This is a genomic window from Prevotella jejuni, assembly GCF_900187995.1.
Taxonomy (GTDB): domain Bacteria; phylum Bacteroidota; class Bacteroidia; order Bacteroidales; family Bacteroidaceae; genus Prevotella; species Prevotella jejuni.
Window position 1 is genome coordinate 1 of record NZ_FZNZ01000032.1, and the last position, 21,454, is coordinate 21,454.

18 protein-coding genes are annotated in these 21,454 nt (G+C 42.7%); 8 read left to right on the plus strand and 10 right to left on the minus strand.

Going from position 1 to position 21,454, the window contains the following annotated elements; genetic code table 11:
* The first annotated feature begins 1,775 nt into the window (after positions 1-1,775).
* From CHB62_RS11230 to CHB62_RS11260, 7 genes are all read left to right on the plus strand, one after another.
* The gene (locus CHB62_RS11230) at positions 1,776-2,381 is read left to right on the plus strand and encodes a DUF4254 domain-containing protein (protein ID WP_009013131.1); all 606 of its coding nucleotides are present in this window, start codon (positions 1,776-1,778) and stop codon (positions 2,379-2,381) included.
* 166 nt (positions 2,382-2,547) lie between these two features.
* Positions 2,548-3,600, plus strand: coding sequence for a glycosyltransferase family 9 protein (locus tag CHB62_RS11235; RefSeq protein ID WP_089366929.1), 1,053 nt, complete (start codon positions 2,548-2,550; stop codon positions 3,598-3,600).
* A 57-nt stretch (positions 3,601-3,657) separates the two neighbouring features.
* Positions 3,658-4,257: a hypothetical protein gene (locus CHB62_RS11240; protein ID WP_089366930.1), complete on the plus strand. Its 600-nt coding sequence runs from the start codon at positions 3,658-3,660 to the stop codon at positions 4,255-4,257.
* Between the two features lie 313 nt (positions 4,258-4,570).
* Positions 4,571-5,575 (plus strand): glycoside hydrolase family 16 protein, encoded by a 1,005-nt coding sequence (locus CHB62_RS11245; protein ID WP_089366931.1) that lies wholly within the window; start codon positions 4,571-4,573, stop codon positions 5,573-5,575.
* Between the two features lie 69 nt (positions 5,576-5,644).
* On the plus strand, positions 5,645-7,543 hold the full coding sequence (locus CHB62_RS11250) for a 2-oxoacid:acceptor oxidoreductase subunit alpha (RefSeq protein ID WP_089366932.1): 1,899 nt from the start codon (positions 5,645-5,647) through the stop codon (positions 7,541-7,543).
* Between the two features lie 105 nt (positions 7,544-7,648).
* Complete coding sequence (locus tag CHB62_RS11255; protein ID WP_089366933.1) at positions 7,649-8,659, plus strand: 2-oxoacid:ferredoxin oxidoreductase subunit beta; 1,011 nt, start codon at positions 7,649-7,651, stop codon at positions 8,657-8,659.
* A 77-nt stretch (positions 8,660-8,736) separates the two neighbouring features.
* Positions 8,737-9,570, plus strand: a complete 834-nt coding sequence (locus CHB62_RS11260; protein WP_089366934.1) for a LytTR family DNA-binding domain-containing protein — start codon at positions 8,737-8,739, stop codon at positions 9,568-9,570.
* An 847-nt stretch (positions 9,571-10,417) separates the two neighbouring features.
* Here the strand turns inward: CHB62_RS11260 and cysS are convergent.
* Positions 10,418-11,905 (minus strand): cysteine--tRNA ligase, encoded by a 1,488-nt coding sequence (gene cysS / locus CHB62_RS11265; protein ID WP_089366935.1) that lies wholly within the window; start codon positions 11,903-11,905, stop codon positions 10,418-10,420.
* Between the two features lie 155 nt (positions 11,906-12,060).
* Here cysS and CHB62_RS11270 point away from each other — a divergent pair, with 155 nt between their 5' ends.
* Complete coding sequence (locus CHB62_RS11270; RefSeq protein ID WP_089366936.1) at positions 12,061-12,378, plus strand: heavy metal-binding domain-containing protein; 318 nt, start codon at positions 12,061-12,063, stop codon at positions 12,376-12,378.
* A gap of 151 nt (positions 12,379-12,529) precedes the next feature.
* Here CHB62_RS11270 and CHB62_RS11275 read toward each other — a convergent pair whose 3' ends face one another.
* The 9 genes from CHB62_RS11275 to CHB62_RS11315 all read right to left on the minus strand — a co-directional run bounded on the left by CHB62_RS11275 (position 12,530) and on the right by CHB62_RS11315 (position 21,433).
* Positions 12,530-12,730, minus strand: a complete 201-nt coding sequence (locus CHB62_RS11275; protein ID WP_009013122.1) for a DUF4250 domain-containing protein — start codon at positions 12,728-12,730, stop codon at positions 12,530-12,532.
* A 27-nt stretch (positions 12,731-12,757) separates the two neighbouring features.
* Entirely contained in the window at positions 12,758-13,237 is a 480-nt protein-coding gene (locus tag CHB62_RS11280) for a cytidine deaminase (RefSeq protein ID WP_089366937.1), read from the minus strand.
* A 181-nt stretch (positions 13,238-13,418) separates the two neighbouring features.
* Positions 13,419-14,885 carry a hypothetical protein gene (locus CHB62_RS11285; RefSeq protein ID WP_089366954.1) on the minus strand — a complete coding sequence of 489 codons (1,467 nt, stop codon included), beginning with the start codon at positions 14,883-14,885 and terminating at the stop codon, positions 13,419-13,421.
* Between the two features lie 60 nt (positions 14,886-14,945).
* Positions 14,946-15,785: a glutamate racemase gene (gene murI / locus CHB62_RS11290; protein WP_089366938.1), complete on the minus strand. Its 840-nt coding sequence runs from the start codon at positions 15,783-15,785 to the stop codon at positions 14,946-14,948.
* 15 nt (positions 15,786-15,800) lie between these two features.
* The gene (locus CHB62_RS11295; protein WP_089366939.1) at positions 15,801-16,316 is read right to left on the minus strand and encodes an OmpH/Skp family outer membrane protein; all 516 of its coding nucleotides are present in this window, start codon (positions 16,314-16,316) and stop codon (positions 15,801-15,803) included.
* A gap of 455 nt (positions 16,317-16,771) precedes the next feature.
* Positions 16,772-17,275: an OmpH/Skp family outer membrane protein gene (locus CHB62_RS11300; protein WP_089366940.1), complete on the minus strand. Its 504-nt coding sequence runs from the start codon at positions 17,273-17,275 to the stop codon at positions 16,772-16,774.
* 95 nt (positions 17,276-17,370) lie between these two features.
* Positions 17,371-17,916 (minus strand): OmpH/Skp family outer membrane protein, encoded by a 546-nt coding sequence (locus tag CHB62_RS11305; RefSeq protein ID WP_042856459.1) that lies wholly within the window; start codon positions 17,914-17,916, stop codon positions 17,371-17,373.
* Positions 17,917-18,052: 136 nt separating this feature from the next.
* Entirely contained in the window at positions 18,053-20,668 is a 2,616-nt protein-coding gene (locus tag CHB62_RS11310; RefSeq protein WP_089366941.1) for a BamA/OMP85 family outer membrane protein, read from the minus strand.
* Positions 20,669-20,680: 12 nt separating this feature from the next.
* On the minus strand, positions 20,681-21,433 hold the full coding sequence (locus CHB62_RS11315) for an isoprenyl transferase (protein WP_089366942.1): 753 nt from the start codon (positions 21,431-21,433) through the stop codon (positions 20,681-20,683).
* Between the last annotated feature and the right edge of the window lie 21 nt (positions 21,434-21,454).

The following is a 21,454-nucleotide window of genomic DNA, read 5'->3' on the forward strand; positions in this document are numbered from 1 at the left end:
GTAATCATATAATTTCATAAAAGCAATTGATACAACACTAAATAACAAAGGTTTAATATCTTATACACATTCAAAGCCATCTTCATTCTGCCCCTTATCCACTCTTTGTCATTATGTCCTTCTGTCTACGTAAGAGCTTTCAGTCACTCCCTGTCATTATGCCCTTCTGTCTGAGAACATTAAAAGCATAGTCCATTCTGTCCCCTCTGTCTTAGTGCAATTTGCATAATTCGTAGTTCTGTGGTGATAGTTGTTTAGTATAGTCCATACCAGTCTTATTCCCATGTGGCATTATATCATCTTTTAATATGTCATTCTATTTATGGATAGTCCGTCTTTGTACCACTCAATTAAACCGCCGTATTTGTATGTCTGTGGAACTCGGTATGAGTATGAAAAGTCTCAACAAAAATGTAATGAAAGGTAGGAGTTAATGACGAAGGTTATATACATGGTTCACGTCTATAATCTGCATTAAATCAGTATGTTGTGAGTAGTAGTGGAGAAGATGCCTAATAAGGTGCAAGAAGGGCGTTAACAAGCGTCAAGAAGGGCGTGTTCTTGAAGGCTGAAGGGCGTCTTCTTGAACCATGAAAAGTAAGTATTAGCGATGGTGTATGCGATAAATCTTTACATCATCCATCCTTTCCCTTAGTTTTATTCATGGCTGGTTTATATGGGACTCTACGCCTATACCTTTAAATCGTACAATTAATTTCTTAAAGTCAGGACAATGTCATTTCAACTGTCCTACCATCTAACACAATAAAAAGTTTGTCGACCGCTTCCAATTATTATAGGTTCTTGAAGTTACATATCCCAAAATTAGGAAGCTCAGAAATACTGTCATATCTTTGCAACATCAAGAAAAACGATGGTTGATATCACCAGTGAATTAAAAGCTATACTTTATATCGAACCCAGCGTGATTTTACCAAGAGAAAGACAGCTCCGGTTTGCCCATCAGCATTCCTCATGCTCCTAAAGAAATGAAGCCAATGACACCATTCAGATGACGTACCCCATCTTCATTCTGCCCCTTATCCACTCTTTGTCATTATGTTCTTCTGTTTATGTATGAGCTTTCGGTCACTCTATGTCGTTATGTCCTTCTGTCTGAGAATATTAAAATCGTTGTTCCTTCTGTGCCCTCTGTCTCTCTATGTCATTATGTCCATCTGTCTGAGAACATTAAAATCTCCAATCGTTCAGAGCATTCAGTCTCTTCCTGTCATTATGTCATTCTGTCTGAGAACATTTAAGGTGTTGTTCATTCTGTATCCTCTGTCTTCGTGTACTTCGTAGTTCTATGTTGATAGTTGTTTAGTATAGTCCATACTGTTTTGGGGTTTCTTCATAATTTTGGAGTAATAATGACTCGCCTAAGCTTAGGTCTCTGATGAAATGTCACATAGAGAAAAGGAGAGTACGGAGAGTTATCAAAATAAAGTACTGTTAGTCATGGAGGTACCACCGGTACGTAGAGTGACGGAGATTGTTAGCCAGTTTTATTAGAGCTTATATACCCAAAGTGGTTAACCCAAAAGATTTATCAGGAATCTGGACGCTACACCTTCGCTGCTCATTGTACCTATTAGGGGTATGATATCGTCTATTACGTTGGTTTAACATTCTATTTTTGACGCTACCTGTTATATCCTACCTTTATATACAAGGTGAGTTTAGGTAATTAACGATGAAAAACAATAGCTTTTATTTTGTCCTTTAAGGAATTTACTTTATATTTGCAGAATAAATAGAAAAATAAAAACCGAATGTCATTTACAACACATTGTAACGAGATTTTCAATCAGGCAATCCGTGATTATCATATTACGGATAATGTTGATACACCGATTAGTAACCCTTACGACAGAGATTCTATCGAAAACCGTCTCTATCTGAAATGCTGGATTGACACTGTACAGTGGCATTTCGAGGACTTAATTCGTGATCCACATATCAATCCTGAAGAAGGGATGAGCCTTAAGCACCGTATAGACCGTTCTAATCAGGACCGTACTGACCTTGTTGAGCAGATTGATTCATATTTCCGTCAGCTCTACTCTGATGTGACGCCTCTCCCAGATGCTACTATCAATACTGAAAGTCCAGCATGGGCAGTAGATCGCTTGTCTATCCTTGCATTGAAGATTTATCACATGAAAGAGCAGACGGAGCGTACAGATGCTTCGCCAGAACACATCGAAAAATGTAAGTCTAAGCTGAACATCCTCCTCGAACAACAGAAAGATCTCAGTCTTGCCATCGACCAATTGCTCGATGACATCGAGCATGGTCGAAAGTACATGAAGGTTTATCGCCAGATGAAGATGTACAACGATCCTGCAACAAATCCGATTCTTTATAATAAGAAATAAAATGATGCCCCTCCCACAAAACATAGGGAGGGGTGTAATTACTCGTCTTGAGTAAATGCAAATATGCTTTATAAGGTTATTGAATAAGTATATCTTATTTGCTTATCCTAACTGATAATAGCCAGTGTTCTCGTTTCTTATTCTGCTTATTTATTCTTGTTAGCCTATGAAAACCCCACATATTCTTATCATTCGATTCTCTGCCATGGGTGATATAGCCATGACTGTTCCTATCGTTTATTCGCTTGCAAAGCAGTATCCAAATGTGAGAATAAGTGTGCTTTCTCGTCCTTTTGCACGACCATTCTTCCAAGGTCTTGCCTCTAATGTATGCTTTATGGAAGCTGATCTGAAAGGGGAATATAAGGGATTGACGGGTCTTAACAAACTATATAGGCGCTTGGTGGCAAAGCAGTTTACTGATATAGCCGACCTTCACAATGTACTCCGCACTCGTTTCCTTCGCTTTCGTTTTCTCCTTGGTGGCTATTCTGTGGCACATATCAATAAACATAAGCAAGGTAAGAAATTGCTTTGTCGGGAAGAAAATAAGGTTTTCATACAACAGCCCACATCCTTTCAGAATTATGCAGATGTGCTTAAGGAATTAGGTTATCCTATTAAACTCGAATTTACGAGTATCTTTCCACCTGAAGGAGGCGATTTACAACGTCTGCCAAACATTATTGGAAATAAGCAGAAAGAGGAGTGTTGGATAGGTATTGCCCCTTTTGCAGCTCATGCGGGTAAAATGTATCCACAGGATAAAATGGAACTTGTGATACGTAAACTAACTGAGCAACACCCGTCTTGGCGTTTGTTTCTCTTTGGTGGAGGCAAGGAAGAGATTGAAGTACTCAATCGTTGGGCTACGCAATATCCACAATGTTTATGTGTGGCAAGTGTCCTTAAAGGGTTAGAGCAAGAACTTATCCTTATGAGTCACCTCGATACTATGGTCTCAATGGACAGTGCTAATATGCACCTCGCTTCCCTCACAGGTACACGAGTTGTAAGTGTGTGGGGCGCAACCCACCCTTATTGTGGATTTATGGGTTGGCAACAGAAGGAAGAAGATGCCGTTCAAATCAATACACTCTCTTGTCGTCCTTGTTCAGTCTTTGGTAACAGACCCTGCCATCGTGGCGACTTTGCTTGTATGAATAATATTCTTCCAGAAGAGATTGTGCGTCGTCTTGAAGAAGGGTTGCATTCTTAATAGAAGAATAAGAGAAAGAAAGTGATAAAAGAGATTAATCCTTAAACTTCCAATAATATGAAACAAACGGTCACTCTACTCGTCTATCTTCTTACCATGCTGTCCTCCTGCTGTAATAAGACAAGTTCCAAGCTGACGGAGAATAATCCATTAGATAGTCTGGTTCTCGTTGATACAGTACAGATGAAGACCGCCTTTCTAAGTTGTATTCACGATTTTGTTAAACAATATCCTAAGGATAGTACGTTTATTCTTAAAGCTGGATATGGCTATGAAGACCATGGTGCTATTAGCAATGGTGTCCATATCAACAATGACATCTTTGTTATCCAACCTGCTTATAACTATGCTTTTATGGGAGGAGAATGGTCTATTGATGATATGTATCCTTCTCATTATTTCAAGGTTGACAATCGCATTGTCTTTCTCTGTTCACGTTCAGATTCCTTCATGAGGCAGGAGAAATATAAGAAAGCTTATCATCAGATAGTGCCTGATAGTCTCCATGTGCGCTATGATGACTACGCCTTTATACTTATTGAACATAATGACAATAAGGCAACATTGCTGTCAAGTGACGAAATAAGAAAGAGAACAATTAGTCCTATCAGTCCTTTTAGAAAAAGAATCAAGTTTATTCCACCAAAGATTAAATAATAGGAGTGGAGGATAAATAGTTTTACTCCTTTCAAGCCCTTAAAAGGTTAATTTCTTGAACGTTTTTCCTTGTAAGATATAAAAATATTTTTTTTCTCCTCAAAAGATTTTGTTTTCTCAATAATATTTTGCACTTTTGTCCTCAGAATATACTAACGTAAACAAAAGATAATCTAAAAAAGGGTAAGTCGAGAAAGTTACATGGGAGAAAGCAGACCAATGTCATGTTATGAACCCTCTGTTATCACCTATTTATAAGGAGGATACTACGCTTTCCAAGTACTACCGTCTCAGATAAGATCTTAATAAATTCATGTCGCAAAAGAAGAACATCAAGAGAATGCTTACAGTGCTTATAATGGCATTGTTATCCACAATATCGTTTGCACAAGATGTTAACTTGGTAAATGGTGTTGAGCCTTTGCCATCTGGTGAGCAAACTCCTGGTTCAGAATACACACTCGTCTTCCATGATGAGTTTTATGAACCAAATGGCACCTTACCTAATACAAAGGTGTGGAGATACTGTACGCGTTATCCTAAAGTGACATGGGCACGTTTCTTGAGCAGCTCTCCTGAAGTCGCATATATGCAGGATGGTAATCTTGTTTTGCGTGCTATCCCTAATCCAGATAAGTCGAAAGACAACGTGGAAATGCTCTCAGGGGGAATAGAGACCAGTCAGAGTTTTACGTTCCGCTTTGGTCGAGTAGAGTGTCGGGCGCTGGTTAATCCGTTTATCGGTAATTTCCCTGCTATTTGGATGATGCCAAAGACAACATTAGGATGGCCGAAAGGCGGTGAAATCGATATATTTGAGCAGATTGATAATGAGCAGAAGGCTTATGCAACAGTGCACTCTGTGTGGACACAAAGTCATGGAAATGAGCCACACTCAGGTAATTGTTGGATACCGATGAATCGTTATCATATTTATGCGGTAGAGTGGGAAGAAGACGTGCTGACCTTTTTTGTAGATGGTAAACGTGTTTACCAATATAAGAAGCAGAATGATAGTCAGGAGCAATGGCCGTTTGATAAGTCTAATTTTTACCTGATTCTCAATCAGTCAGTGGGCAATGGTTCATGGGCGAAAAAGCCAGATGTTAATCATACCTATGAGATGCGCATAGATTGGATACGTGTCTATCAGAAACAAAAGCACATCCCTACTGTTATCAGCGTCCCTATGACGAAGATTAAAGAATGCACGGAGAGCAACGATGTCTATTCGCTACAGGGTGCTAAGATGGGGATGAAAGAGAGTGAACTGCCCAAGGGCATCTATGTCTCTAATGGCAAGAAATTTATAAAATAAGCTTTACTACCATGGTAGAAAAGCTAAGTAATACAGAAACGATTTACTAACATAAACAAGAAATAATCTATGGAAGAACAAATCGAAGTGAAAGAGCTCGACAGTGTTGTAGTACACTTTTCTGGTGACTCAGGTGACGGTATGCAACTTGCAGGTAACATTTTCACTACTGTCTCGGCATCTGTCGGCAATGGTGTGTCTACTTTTCCAGACTATCCGGCTGATATTCGTGCCCCGCAAGGTTCCTTGACAGGTGTGAGTGGATTCCAAGTTCATATCGGTGCGGGTAAGGTTTATACTCCTGGTGACCGTTGTGACGTCCTTGTAGCAATGAATGCTGCAGCGTTGAAGATGCAGTATAAGCACTGCAAGCCCAACGGTACGATTATTATTGACACCGATTCTTTTGGTCAACGCGACCTTCAGAAGGCCGAGTTCCGCAGTGATGACTATTTAGGCGAGATGGGTATCGACCCTGATCGCGTAGTGGCTTGTCCAATAACAAAGATGGTGAAGGACTGTTTGGCAGATACTGGTATGGACAACAAATCCATGTTGAAGTGCCGTAATATGTTTGCCTTAGGTCTTGTTTGCTGGTTGTTCAATCGTGACTTAGAGTTGGTAAACAACTATCTTGAGACAAAGTTCAAGAAGAAACCAGCCATTGCAGAGGCAAATATAAAGGTTGTACGTGCAGGATATGACTATGGTCATAACGTACATGCTTCTGTTCCGAATACTTATCGTATTGAGTCTAAGATCAAGGAGCCTGGCCGCTACATGGATATCACTGGTAATAAGGCAACAGCTTATGGTCTGATGGCAGCGGCAGAGCGTGCTGGTTTGCGCCTCTTCTTAGGCTCTTATCCTATTACTCCAGCCACAGATATCTTACACGAGTTGGCAAAGCATAAGTCAATGGGTGTGACAACCGTTCAGTGTGAGGACGAGATTGCGGGCTGTGCATCAGCTATTGGTGCTGCTTTCGCAGGTGCTTTAGCTGCTACTTCAACCTCTGGTCCTGGTATCTGTTTGAAGAGTGAGGCCATGAACCTTGCGCTTATCGACGAGCTTCCATTGGTGATTGTTGACGTACAGCGTGGTGGACCATCAACCGGTATGCCTACGAAGAGCGAGCAGACCGACCTCTTACAGGTCCTTTATGGCCGTAATGGTGAGAGTCCAATGCCTGTTATTGCAGCGACAAGTCCTACCGATTGCTTTGATGCAGCATATAATGCTTGTAAGATAGCACTGGAACACATGACGCCAGTCGTGCTCCTTACCGATGCTTTCATTGCTAATGGTTCATCTGCTTGGAAGCTACCTAATATCGAGGAGTTGCCAGAGATTCATCCGCATTTCGTCACAGAAGATCAGAAATATAAGTACACTCCATACAAACGTGACCCTGAGACGTTGGCACGTTACTGGGCTATCCCAGGTACGGAAGGGTATGCGCATATCTTGGGTGGACTGGAGAAAGACGGAGAGACAGGTAGTATCTCTACTGACCCAGAGAATCATGACAAGATGGACCACATCCGTTGGAACAAGGTGGCACGTATTCCTGTGCCTGACTTGACTGTTTTAGGCGACAAGGATGATGCCGACTTACTCATTGTAGGCTTCGGTAGTACATACGGTCATCTTTATTCAGCTATGGAGGTGTTGCGTGGTAAGGGACATAAGGTTGCTTTGGCACAATTCAAGTATGTGAACCCATTACCAAAGAACACTGCAGAAGTGCTTGCTCGATACAAGAAGGTTGTTGTTGCAGAACAGAACCTTGGACAGCTTGCTGCCCTCCTTCGTATCCGTATGAATCATTTCGCTCCTTATCAGTATAACCAAGTTAAGGGTCAACCTTTCGTTGTCACCGAGTTGGTTACAAGTTTTGAGAAGCTCCTTAAGGCGCCTCTACCAAAGGAGGAAACGGGTACTTTCTATACGAAGATACTTGAATAAGCATATTGACGAGTAAACAAGTCACAGGATGACGAGTTACTTGTTGATAATGCAGAGTGAATAGCAGTAATCATAATTACGTATGATGAATTAAAAAAAAAAGTCATGAATCAATATACAGCACAAGATTTCAAGAAGGGACAGCCACGTTGGTGTCCTGGCTGTGGCGACCATTTCTTCCTTGCCAGCCTACAGAAAGCTATGGCAGAGTTAGGTGTTCCACCTTACGAAACAGCCGTTATTAGTGGTATCGGATGTTCAAGTCGATTACCATATTATGCAAATACATACGCTATGCAGACTATCCATGGTCGTGCAGCAGCTATTTCTACAGGTGCAAAGGTCACGAACCCGAACCTTACTATTTGGCAGGTTTCTGGTGATGGTGACGCTCTTGCTATCGGTGGTAACCACTTTATCCACGCTATGCGCCGTAATGTAGACTTGAATATGATTCTCCTGAACAACCGCATCTACGGTCTTACGAAGGGACAATATTCCCCAACAAGTCCACGAGGCTTCGTCTCTAAGTCAAGTCCATTCGGTACAACGGAGGACCCATTCCGCCCAGCTGAGCTCTGTTTCGGTGCTCGTGGTAACTTCTTCGCACGTAGTGTTGCCAGCGACAATTCTGAGACAATCGCCATCCTCAAGGCTGCCTATCAGCATAAGGGGGCTGCCGTATGCGAGATTTTACAGAACTGTGTCATCTTCAACGACGGTTGTCACAATTCTGTCTACACCTCTCAAGGTCGTAAGGAGAATGCTATCTACGTCAAGCATGGCGAACCTTTGATCTTTGGAGCCAATCAAGAGTTTGGACTCGTACAAGAAGGCTTCGGCTTAAAGGTGGTGAAAATAGGTGAGAACGGCGTTACTCGTGATGATATCCTCATACATGACGCCCACTGTCAAGATAATACTTTACAGTTGAAGCTTGCCATGATGAGTAATGAAGAGGGTTTCCCAATCGCCCTCGGAGTTATTCGTGACGTTGAGGCTCCTACCTACGACGCTGCTGTCAATCAGCAGATAGAGGAGGTAAAGGCGCAGAAACATTACCACACCTTTATGGAGATGCTCGAAACCAATGATATTTGGGAAGTAAAAGAGTAATAATTTAAGACGAAATACACTTGCACGAAAAGAGGAAAAGATGTATCTTTGTGGGCAGAACAACCATTTAAGACATCATGAGTAGACTAACCTCATTTCTACGTAGCAAGTATATGATACATACAAATGCCAGTTCCTGGCGCACAAGTGTTGCGTTGGGAGTTGGCATTTTTTTGTTTCTTTACCTCCTGCAGCCGTTTGGAATCAGTCGATATAGGGGTAGTATCTTCTTGATGTGTCTTGGTTTTTGCGTCATGACCATAGGAGTTCAGTGGCTATGTACTTTCTTTTTCTTCAGACGACCAGTGCAGAAGAATATGCCAGTAACCAATGGCTACATGATTATTTACAGTGTTGCTATCGAGTTTGCATTGGCCATCTCTCTGACGCTCTATGCTGCTTTCTTCTTCCACATACCGCTGTCATGGCAGCTGTTTTGGGTGTTCTTTTATTGGACCTTCCTTGTTTGGGTAATCGTTACGGCTATCTTTACGTTGTTAAACTATAACCGTATGTTGAATAGCAGACTGGAAGAGATGATAAAGAAGACTACGGACGAGCAAGAGGATGTCATCATTACGCTGCACGACCAGAACCTTCGAGGGACTGACCTAACCTTACCTATCAACAATCTACTCTATATCGAAGCACGAAAAAACAATGTTTGTGTTTGTTATATAAAGGAAGGTAGGTTACAGAAGACCGAGCTCCGCTCTACATTGACAGCCTTGAAGGATGACCTTCCATACGATAATGTCTTCCAATGTCACCGCTCCTTCCTTGTAAATGTCAATAACATCGTATCTGCAAAAGGTAATTCTAACGGCTATCAGTTGCTCCTCACTGGTTGTGAAGACATCATTCCTGTTTCTCGTACGTTTGTTCCTGGCCTTCGCCACTTCGTTGGTTAAGGTCTTTGCAGGCTATAGTCAGCCTTCTGTTTAGTGCTAATAGCATTGTTAAAATGCGTATTCTCTCCGCTTGATAGCCGTCTGTAAGTTCTGTCTACCTACTTGTTCTACCCCTCGCAAACGAATTAGGAACGACTAAACCACCCATCCTTTCGAATTATTTTCACGTAAGAAAGAAATTATTTTCATGAAAAAAAATATTTTTCTTCACGACAATAAATATTTATTTTCATGAAAATAATTCGCAAGAGGGGGAGCTGTCTGATAATAAAAACGATAGGAATACTTGTAATAAACAGCTTTTAATACTGTAAAACACGTCCTAAAGTAAAGGATGAATAGACTTTCTATTTACAAGGAAATAAGTGTTTACGTTCAAGCCAATAGAATTTCTATGAACAAGAAAGTAAATGATTTTGTTCAAGCTAATAGAGCTTCTATGAACAAGAAAGTCAGTGATTATGTTCAGCCGATAGGACTTCTATCTACAAGAAAGTAAGAGATTATGTTCAGCCGATAGGACTTCTATCTACAAGAAAGTAAGAGATTATGTTCAGCCGATAGGACTTCTATCTATATGAAAGTAAGTGATTATGTTCAAGTAAATAGGCTTGCTATATTCAAGAAAGGATGTGTTTATTTGGTAGGGATATGCCTATTTTACGAGAGAGGGAGAAGAAAAGGACAGCTATACCGCATGTGGTGAGATCATATCACTGGTACAACGCTGGAATAGCTGTCCTTGGTTTGAATAATATTTATCGATGACTGAGGATATTCTCCACAATCATCATGCTTACATCAGATGGCATACCATCATAGAGATGAGGCTGAATAAGGCTAATACCTATCGGTCAAGTTTCCACGTAACACCGTCCTTGGTGTCCTTAACTTGGAAGCCTGCGTCAGCAAGTGCATCACGAATCTGGTCGCTGACAGCCCAGTTCTTTTCTGCTTTCGCCTTTGCACGAAGGTCGAGAACCATATCAACTACCTTGCCATAAGCCTCCTCACGGGCATCGTTATTGGCCCCACGCTCATTCTGAAGACCGAGAATGTCGAAGGCAAAGAGCTGCATAGCCTCTGTTAACTCCCTAAGGTCGTCGGCTGAAATCTGCGCCTTATGGTCGATGAGGATGTTCACTAAGTGGCAAGCCTCAAAGAGAGTTGAGATGACAGCAGGGGTCATCAAGTCGTCATTCATTGCGTCGTAACACTTCAGACGGAAGCCATCAACAAACGTCTTCGTATTCTCATCCGTCGTAGCAGCAGGTTGGATGCGTGCTAAATCCTCAATGCCATTCATCAAACGCTCGTATCCCTTTTCTGCAGCCTGTAGTGCCTCGTTAGAGAAATCGACTGTTCCACGATAGTGAGCAGATAGGATGAAGAAGCGAATTGTCATTGGAGAGTAAGCCTGTGTGAGCGTTTCATGATTGCCCGTAAAGAACTGCTCAAGCGTAATAAAGTTGCCAAGCGATTTGCCCATCTTCTGTCCATTGATGGTAATCATATTGTTGTGCATCCAATACTTCACCATTTGGTCGCCTTGTGAAGCAACTGCTTGTGCAATCTCGCACTCGTGGTGAGGGAAGATAAGGTCCATACCTCCACCGTGGATATCGAAGTGATCACCCAAATACTTGCGCCCCATCGCTGTACACTCGCAGTGCCAACCAGGGAAACCATCGCTCCAAGGAGATGGCCAACGCATGATATGCTCTGGCATAGCACGTTTCCAAAGAGCAAAGTCAATCTGATTACGCTTCTCACCAACACCCGCCAACTCACGAGAATTGTTTATCATGTCAGTGATGTTACGCCCAGAGAGAACGCCATAGTGATGGTCTTTATCGTATTCCTCTACATCGAAATAGATACTTCCATTGCTTTCATAGGCATAGCCATTGGTTAGGATTTGTTTTACTAACTCCTCCTGTTCAATGATATGACCCGTTGCGTGCGGTTCAATGCTTGGTGGAAGCACATTGAGCAAACGCATAGCATCGTGATAGCGGTTGGTATAGTGCTGTGCTATCTCCATTGGCTCCAACTGCTCGAGACGTGCCTTTTTCTCAATCTTGTCGTCGCCCTCGTCAGCATCATGCTCCAAGTGACCCACGTCAGTGATGTTACGAACATAACGCACCTTGTATCCTATGTGTTTAAGATAGCGGAAAAGGATGTCGAAAGTGATAGCTGGACGAGCGTGTCCGAGGTGTGGGTCGCCATAAACGGTTGGTCCACAAACATACATTCCGACGTTAGGAGCTGCAATCGGTTGGAAGAGTTCCTTCTTACGATGCAGTGTATTGTAAATAACTAAGTCTTGCATAATGCCGTTGTTTATATCTTATTGATGCAAAAGTACAAAATTATTGTCAGCCATGATGCGTCTACATAGAATTTTTATTATCTTTGTCATGTATTTGTAAGACATCAAGTAATAAGTCTACATATCAATTATATTATTAATACTGACAAAAGATTATGATTATCACAACAACCCCAACCATTGAAGGTCGTCCTATCAAAGAGTATAAAGGAATTGTTACAGGAGAAACAATTATCGGTGCTAACTTTCTAAAAGACTTCCTTGCCGGCATCAGGGACTTCATCGGTGGACGTAGCGCAGCCTATGAAAAGGTGCTGCGTGAAGGCAAAGAAACCTCCATTCAGGAAATGATGCAACGTGCAGAAGCACTTGGTGCTAACGCTATCGTTGGTATTGACCTCGATTATGAGACAGTCGGACAGGGTGGTTCTATGCTCATGGTCACCTGTTCTGGTACTGCCGTAGTAATATAAGAAACGGTTGTCACAAGTCTTAAAAGGCTCTGAAATACAGAAAAGAGTACTTTCCCTTCGATGAATAATAGTGGGGAATCGTATTGAACATATAAATAAAGCACGCCATGCAGGATTGTATGGCGTGCTTTATTTATCTACTATTACCTATTTATTCATCAAAACCTATCGGACGAAACTGGTGTTGCTCCTCGCTATAGACGTAACCAGCATCATGCAAGTAGGCTTTGAGTCGCTCGGCATCTTCGTTGAAGTTATAACAAAGAGACTCTAAAGAGTCGAACTCTTCATCACGTAGTAGCATGTTAACACTGCTAACTAATATCTCTGGGTCTTTTGGTAAATGGTCCATAATAACTAATTTTTAAGAATGAAAAGGCTACTTCATTGACTCTCCAATAAACTGAAGAGGCAGCAAGTCCTTTATACTATTGATTACATATACGCCCGCCGTACCATAAAGCAGGATACGAATAGGCTGTTTATAACGGTCTTCTATTTCTAAGATAACTTGTCGACAAGCACCACAAGGTACTATCGGGTCACGCATCAGACCATACTCATTGGCCGCAGCAATGGCAAGTGTGGTGACTGCTTGGTCTGGATAGACAGACTGAGCAGCAAAGATTGCTGAGCGCTCAGCACATAAGCCTGATGGAAAAGCAGCATTCTCCTGATTGGCTCCGATAACTTCTGTACCATTAGCAAGCAACAACGCTGCGCCAACACGGAAGCGGCTATAAGGAGAATAACTATTACCTGTTGCCTCCACAGCCCTTTGAATGAGGTGCTGATCAGCCTCCGAGAGTTCATCTTGTTGGCAAAAACCTATCTTGATGCTTATGTCTATTGTTTTCATTGTTGATATTTATTATTGGTAATGGGGGTTATTGGGCTTATTAGGGCTTATAAGGCCAATATGGCTAATAGGCCTTATAAGGCCAATAAAGCTTATTGGGCTAATGGGGCTAATAGGGCTTATATGGCCAATAAGGCTTATTGGGCTAATAGGGCTAATAGGCCTTATAAGGCCAATAAAGCTAATTAGCTATCAGCTCATAACAGCCGATATCTGGTTTACTATCACGCTGCTTACCATCATGATCAGTTGCAAAACGGGGGTCGCCAAGGGCCAGTCCCGCATCAATTGCAGGATATTTCTCTCCTTTTTCAGCCTTCTTTAGATGAAAATCATAGTTCTGCTTGTCGCCATCTACCAGTACAAACTGCTTTGAACCACCCTCTGGATAGTCCTTACTATTTTCCCATGTGACGTCTGTGAAACGTGCCATAAGAGACGAGTCCTTAGGTTTTGACGTACGAAGAAGACAATTATAGAAATGATAGTTGGCTGTCACATCCTCCTTATTATTGCCCATAAGCACAACATCCGCATATCCTGTTACAAGTGAATTGACCACGTGGAGGGTCTGGAGCGGGTAGTCCTTGTTGTCAATATGATTGCCAAAGCTCAATGCAGCACCACGGTTACTATCGAAGGGATAGAACTGTGCGAAGGTACAATGTGTCAGGGTCACCTCGCCACCCACAAAGTCAGCACAGTCCATCAGCGTGTTAGAGAACTGAGTGTTATAAGCAACTATCTTACAGTTAATGGCTTGTAAGCCATGACCCTGACAGTTATGAACAGTAGAGTTCGCTATAGTCAGCTTCGTACGTGCAGCCGTTGCGGTATCGCAGAGAATACCATTATAGGTAGAATGGATGTCGGTGTGTTCCAATAGATTATCATAACTATCCTTGTGAAAACGCACACCTTGCCACTGACCACTGACCCGGTCGTATGGTAAATACTTGAACATTTTATCTAATCGGTCGCCACGTAGTGTCACAGGATTAGCTGCCGTACCCTCACAACGCAGTGTTCCGTAAACGTCAAGGGCAGCCTTCTGAGAGAAGTAGACGGTCGTACCGGCAGGAATCGTCAGTGTAGCACCCGCTTCAACCCGCAATGTATCTTGGAAGACTATAGGTTTTGTACTATTCAGTGTGGTGTTTGTTGTAATCTTCCTACCCTTAATCAACTCCGCATCCCAGCTGTAAGCAGACAGGTTAACCTTCTGTTGTACACCGCTTTCGAGCGTAAATAATAGGTTATCAGACAATTCTTGCGGTGTCAGTGCATTGTTCAAAGGGGATGTCATCTCAACGAACACCTGAATACTATCCTTGTTCCTAACCTCAAGGTTGCTAACTTGATAGCCGTTCTCAGCCGACAGTTCGATGCCATCTACGTTCACTCTGAATCCTGTTTGATTACCTTGTGCGAGGCGAACATTAGTTAATCGCAATCCATCCCCCGACTTATTATACACCCAGAAAGTCTTAGTAGATGTCGGAACATTGGAGAATGTGGTGTCAAGTCGTAGTGTATCTGTTGAGAAAGAGAGGAGATTACTGCGCGATGTAGTGAACGTATCATCATCCGTACAGGCCACCATCAGCATGACAACAGACAGAAAAAAGAATATAGAAAACTTCTTCATCATTAATCTTATTAGTTCTTATCTAACGACTCAACAGGCTGTTTTATTGCCTTTGGGTGTCTATTCCAAGTCTACATGCTCCACATCGACTTGTTCATGTAGGAAGATACGTGCCGTCTCCTTGAACTTCTCGGGGTTTTCTGTGGTGAAATACTTCACGCTACCATGCTTTGTACAACGTGCATCCATATCGGGATGACGTCGAAAGTAGTCTTTCAGACTCTCTGCGACATACTCACCCTGAGCAACAATCTGTACGTTTTTTGGTACATGCTTCTGTATTTTTGGCATGAGGATAGGGTAGTGTGTACAGCCAAGGATGAGCGTGTCAATTAGTGGGTCACGTTCCATGATAAGGTCGATACGCTTTTTCACGAAGTAGTCAGCACCGGGCGTATCTGCTTCATTGTTCTCAATGATTGGTACCCAAAGCGGACAAGGGATACCCGTCACCGTCACGTCGTCCCATAATTTCTGTATTTCAAGCTTATAACTATGACTCTTTATCGTCCCTTCAGTAGCCAACACCCCCACGTGACGTGACTGTGTAAGTTTGCCTATCACCTCAGCAGTAGGACGAATTACGCCCAACACTCGTCTATCTGGGTCGAGCTTCGGTAGGTCATTCTGCTGAATAGTGCGCAAGGCCTTGGCCGAAGCGGTGTTACAACCTAATATTACCAAGTGGCAACCGAGGTCGAATAGCTTCATCACAGCCTGCCGTGTGAACTGATAGACCACGTCGAAGGAGCGTGAACCGTATGGTGCACGTGCATTATCACCCAAGTAAAGATAGTCATACTCAGGGAGCAGCTGTCGAATACCATGTAGGATGGTCAGTCCACCATACCCAGAATCGAATACACCGATAGGTCCCGGCTGTTTAGAATATGCTGTCATTTATCCTTACTAATATTATTTCAGCACTGTAATCAGTGCGTCTGTGATATCTTCTCCCATGGTTGTGTTAGCGAAAGGTAGCCCGTTATTATCCGTATTAAGGATGAACGCATAGCCTCTCTCCTTTCCCATCTCACGAACAACATTGTTCAGTTTAGTGCGAACAGGTGCATAGATATCTTCTTCAGCCTTCTTCAACAGTCGTTCTGACTCCTTACGAAATGCGATGTTGCGGTCCATCAGTTCCTCTAACTCTGCTTGACGCTTACGGAGAATAGATGGTTCCAACTTACGCTGTACGTCAAGGAAATCTTCATATCTGTTGTTGAAATCCTCTACTGAACGCTTTGTTTCAGCATCATACTTTGCTTTTAGGTCGTTTAAATTACGTGTTGCAGAAGCATAGTCGGCCATAGCACGAAACACTTTATCATAGCTAAAGTATGCGAACTTGAATGCTGGTACACTCTGCTGTGCCGTTGCCAAGAGTGGCAAAAGCATGAAAACGAAGGAAAAGATTAGTTTCTTCATTACGTTATATATTATCTTTTCTATATTTAAACATAAGTGAGGTCATCGCAAGAACAGAATATTCGTGCGGTGACCTCACCCTTTTTTCTCCCTTTATTTAGTGTCGGTTCGTTGAAAGAAATATTCTACTTTCTAACCAGCGGCCTGTCTTTCTCGAATTCTTTTCATGAAGAAAAATATTTTTTGTCGTGAAAAAAAATATTTTTTTTCATGTAAATAAATTCTTCTTGTCATGAAAATAATTCAGTGTCATCAGATTGTTTGATGCTCAAAGACAAACTATCAGAGAAATACTTACCAGTCTCAAGGGCTTAAAAGAGCATTAGCATGTTTCGTCAGATACCTTAGTAGCCCTCGACAAGCTAACCTTCTCTGGCAAAGAAATTCCTACTATAATAGCCCGTTCATTCTAAACAATGGAGAAACAAACACGGGGCAAAGGCACCCGCATTGCTTTACTTCATCTTAGCCAACTGAGCCTTTACCTCTGCAGTGATATCCTTGCTGAGTGCCTCGTTGATATACAATGGCTGACCAGCTGCCTTCTCCATGATGTAAACATAGTTACCTGCCTTAGCGACAGCAGCGATAGCGTTACGAACCTTCTCAAGGACAGGGCCGAGCTGCTTCTGCTGTTCCTCGTTGAAAGCCTTCTGGTTGTCCTGAGCAGTCTGCTGAATCTTGTTATACATATCCTGCAGATTCTTCTCGGTCTCAGCCTGTTTTGTAGCGTTCATAGTGCTCTTAGACTTGTCGTAAGCCTCAGCTTGACGCTGCAACTCAGCCTGCATGTCCTCAATCTGCTTCTGATACTCCTTGCCCTTAGCCTCGAGTTTACTCTGAACGGCTGTAGCCTCTGGGAGAGACTGAAGCAAAGCCTGTGAATCAAGATGACCAAACTTCTGTGCGAACAATGTCATTGGTGCGCAAAGCATCAACATCAAAAATAACTTCTTCATTTCTTTCTATTGTTTAATTGTTTATTAATTTACTTTTTATCTGTGGTGATAGTATTCCTAGGATAGCTAGGAGAACTAGTTTTCCTAGCCTCCCCTTACTGATAAGAATATCCTAATTTCTGCAGCACCTCATTACTGATATCCACCTTTGGAGACCCATAGATAATACCAGAGGCATTGCTTGAACGGTCGATGACCAGACTATAGCCACGTTGGTCAGAGATATCCTTTACGGCATTGTAAATCTCGTCCTGTATCGGAGTAATCAAGCTCGTACGCTTCTTGAAGAGCTCGCCCTCTGGGCCGAAATACTTACGTTTGAGGTCGGAAGCCTGCTTTTCCTTAGCCATGATAGCGTCTTGACGCTTCTTCTTCTGGTCCTGTGAGAGGAAGACTACCTCGTTCTGATAGTTCTTATACATTGTTGAAGCCTCAGTATTGAGCGCCTCAACCTCAGCTTGCCACTTCTTACTAACCTGATTCAACTGCTCATTTGCACGCTCGTAAGCAGGTACATTCTTGAGGATATACTCCATATCAATCAGCGCAAACTTCTGTGCTGATGCCATTAAAGGCATAAGAGTAAACACACAAAGAGGTAAAACGTATCGTAATACACTCTTAAACATATTCTTCTTCATCCTTTACTAATTCAATATTTATAACTCTTAATTCTCTTTACCGATAGTTACTCAGCCTATTAGAACAAGCAACTTGTCTACTCGTTTACTCATTTAACTCGTCTACTCGTCTACTTGTCAACCAGTCAACTCGCCCTTAAAACTCCTGTCCAAGGATGAAATGGAACTGACTTCCGCCCTTTGTACCAAAGACTTTGTCGAAGCCATAAGCCCAGTCGATACCCATCATACCCACCATTGGGAGGAAGATACGAACGCCAAGACCAGCAGAACGCTTCATGTCAAATGGATTGAACTTACTTGTCTCTGTCCATGCGTTACCAGCCTCAACAAATCCAAGACCGTAGATGGTCGTGTTACCCAAGAGGAAAGGATAGCGAAGCTCTAACGACATACGAGTGTAAGCATAACCTTCAGCACCACGAGGAGTAAGTGATCCATTCTCATAACCACGTAATCCAATCGTTTCTTCAGCGTATCCTGTAGTATAACCACTCATACCATCACCACCCATGTAGTAGGTTTCAAATGGACTTTTCTTGTTTTTATTGTAACTTCCCAACAAACCGAACTCAACACGGGTCATCAAGACGAAACATTTCTGACCACTTGTGAGGGCTGTAAAGGTACGAGCCTTGAACTTCCACTTGTGATATTCTATCCAACGATACTTCTCCTGCTGCTCCTGCGAGAAGGTTGGAGAGTTACGGTCGGTTGCCAAGTGAGCATAGTCCTTATGATCCCACTTAGACCAAGGCGGAGTAATCGTCAATGATACCGAGAAGTCAGAACCACGACGTGGGAAGAGTTGGTTGTCTGTTGACGTACGATTAAGCGCAATGTTAAGGTTCAAGTTGTTTGCTGAACCATTCGACATAATAAAGTATTGCCAGTTACGCAACATATAACGCTGATACTGCAGCTGGAGTGACAAGGTGAAATAGTCATCAGGCCAGCTCAAACGCTTACCCCAACCAGCATAGACACTAAAGAGTTTCACATACTTGTCTGGGTCATAATAGTTCTCGTAGCTATTGTAATTGTAGTTACCATAACCGTAACGATAGTTGTTATAGTTATTCATGTAACCACTGTTATAATAGTTGCTTGATACGTCAGTCTGCTTTGAATATGACATACCCACACTGAACTGGATAGGACGCTTACCTCCCAACCAGTTGGTAGAGTACTGTGCATTGTATGACTGGTAGTAAGTACCGTTGGTCTGTGCGCCTAATGAGAGTGTCTCACCATCTCCGATAGGCATGATACCACGGTGATCGCGATTCTTACGGAAGAGGTTTGCCATTGAGAAATTATTCAACTTCAAACCAACACGGCCGATAACACCCGTCTGACCCCAACCGAGTGAAAGTTCGACTTGGTCGTTTGACTTCTGTTTGAGGTTATAGTTGATGTCGACAGTACCGTCCTCATAGTTTGGCTCTGGTACAGGGTTGATTGCTTCTGGGTCGAAGTGTCCCATAGAAGCCAACTCACGTGCAGAACGCTGAAGCGCTTCCTTAGAGAAAAGGTCGCCTGGCTTTGTACGCAACTCACGACGAACAACATTCTCGTAAAGGCGGTCATTACCATTAATCTTCACTCGATTGATATGAGCCTGCTGTCCTTCTGTGATACGCATCTCAAGGTCTATGGAGTCGCCGACAATGTTCACCTCTGTTGGTTGGAGGTTATAGAAGAGGTAACCATTGTTCCAATAAGCATTACCCACAGCATCCTCATCCTGTGAAAGACGCTTGTTCAGGTAAGTCTGGTTATAGACATCACCCTTCTTCATATCGAGCAAACGAGAAAGATAGTCGGTTGAGTAAACCGTGTTACCTACCCATTTGATGTTGCGGATGTAATACTTCTTACCCTCATCCACCTTTACATAGATGTCAACATGCTTTGGGTCGACATTCCAGACACTATCCTTTGTAATCATAGCATCACGGAAGCCATACTCGTTATACTTTGTAATAAGGTTCTTCTTATCCTCTGCCCACCGTTCTGGTGTGAACTTCTTTGACTTTAAGATATTAGCAAGCTTGCCAGCCTCGTGGGTCTTAGTAAAAGCACCCTTGCTTAAGAGGCTACCTTTAATCTTCTTATCACCCAACTGGTTGTCGCCGTCAATCGTAATTGTGCGTACTTTCAGTTTCTCCTTCTTATCTACATCAATATCAAGGATGACCTGGTTCTTTGCTGCAACGTCATCTCTCTGACGGATGAAGACCTCAGCATTCTTATAACCCTTGTCTTCAAAGTACTTCTTGGCAAGTATCTTTGCACGGTCAATCATGTTAGGAGTTATCTGACCACCCTTTACAAGCCCGAGTTTCTTCTCCATATCCTCACGCTCAGTCTTCTTTAGTCCATTATAGTTAATGGTTGAGATACGAGGACGTGGCGCGAGATGTATCTTCAAATAGATATTATCTCCTACAATAGAGTCAGCCGAAATGGAAACATCTGAGAAGAGTCCATGCTTCCAGTAACGCTTCACAGCATCTGTGATAGCCGTTCCCGGAACCTCCAACTCCTGTCCAACGCTAAGTCCGGAAATACCTGTTAGGACATAATCCTCATAGCCTTCAATACCAGTAACGGATAGTCCTGCCAACTTATAAGTCTTAGGCGTACCAGAATAAGTGATGTCTGGGTTTACAATCTTCTGCTGAGCACTCACCGTAAGCGAAACTCCAGAGAGTGCAAGGAGCATCAACACCTTATTTATTTTAGTCATCTATTGCGTAACTTAATTGTTTTCTTTTTCTTCTACTTGTTTCTCAGTCTTTCCAAAGCGACGCTGTCTACTCTGGAAACTCGCAATGGCTTTCTGCAAATCCTGCTCATTGAAGTCAGGCCAATAGGTATCACAGAAATACAGCTCAGAGTAAGCTATCTGCCATAAGAGGTAATTGGAGATGCGAAGTTCACCACCCGTTCTTATCAAGAGGTCTGGGTCGGGCATAAAGTTTGTCTCTAAATGCTCGCTAATCACCTCTTCTGTAATCATTTCTGGGCGCAAAGGTTCAGAGCTGTTAGCCTGATGCTCTGCAACAATCTCCCTCATTGCTTTGGCTATCTCCCAACGTGCACTGTAGCTAAGTGCCACAACCATTGTCATGGCAGCGTTCTTCGCTGTGTGTTCCTCCGTCTCTCTCAGCTTTTTCTGCACTTCTTCTGGCAGGCGAGCCATGTCACCGATAACACGGAAACGCACATTATTCTTCATGAAGATTTCATCTTCCAAAGATGTGAGGACAAGTCCCATCAATGCAGCTATCTCATCAGAAGGACGGTTCCAATTCTCTGTTGAGAAGGTATAGAGCGTGAGAAACTTTACACCCAATCGTACACACTCTGACGTGATACGACGCACGGTATCCACTCCGGCCTGATGTCCGTATGAACGTGGCTTATTGCGTTCTGTAGCCCAGCGACCGTTACCATCCATTGTGATGGCGATGTGCTGGGGTATTCGTGTCATATCTAATTCTTCTGCCATATCTTTTGAAGAGATAAACCT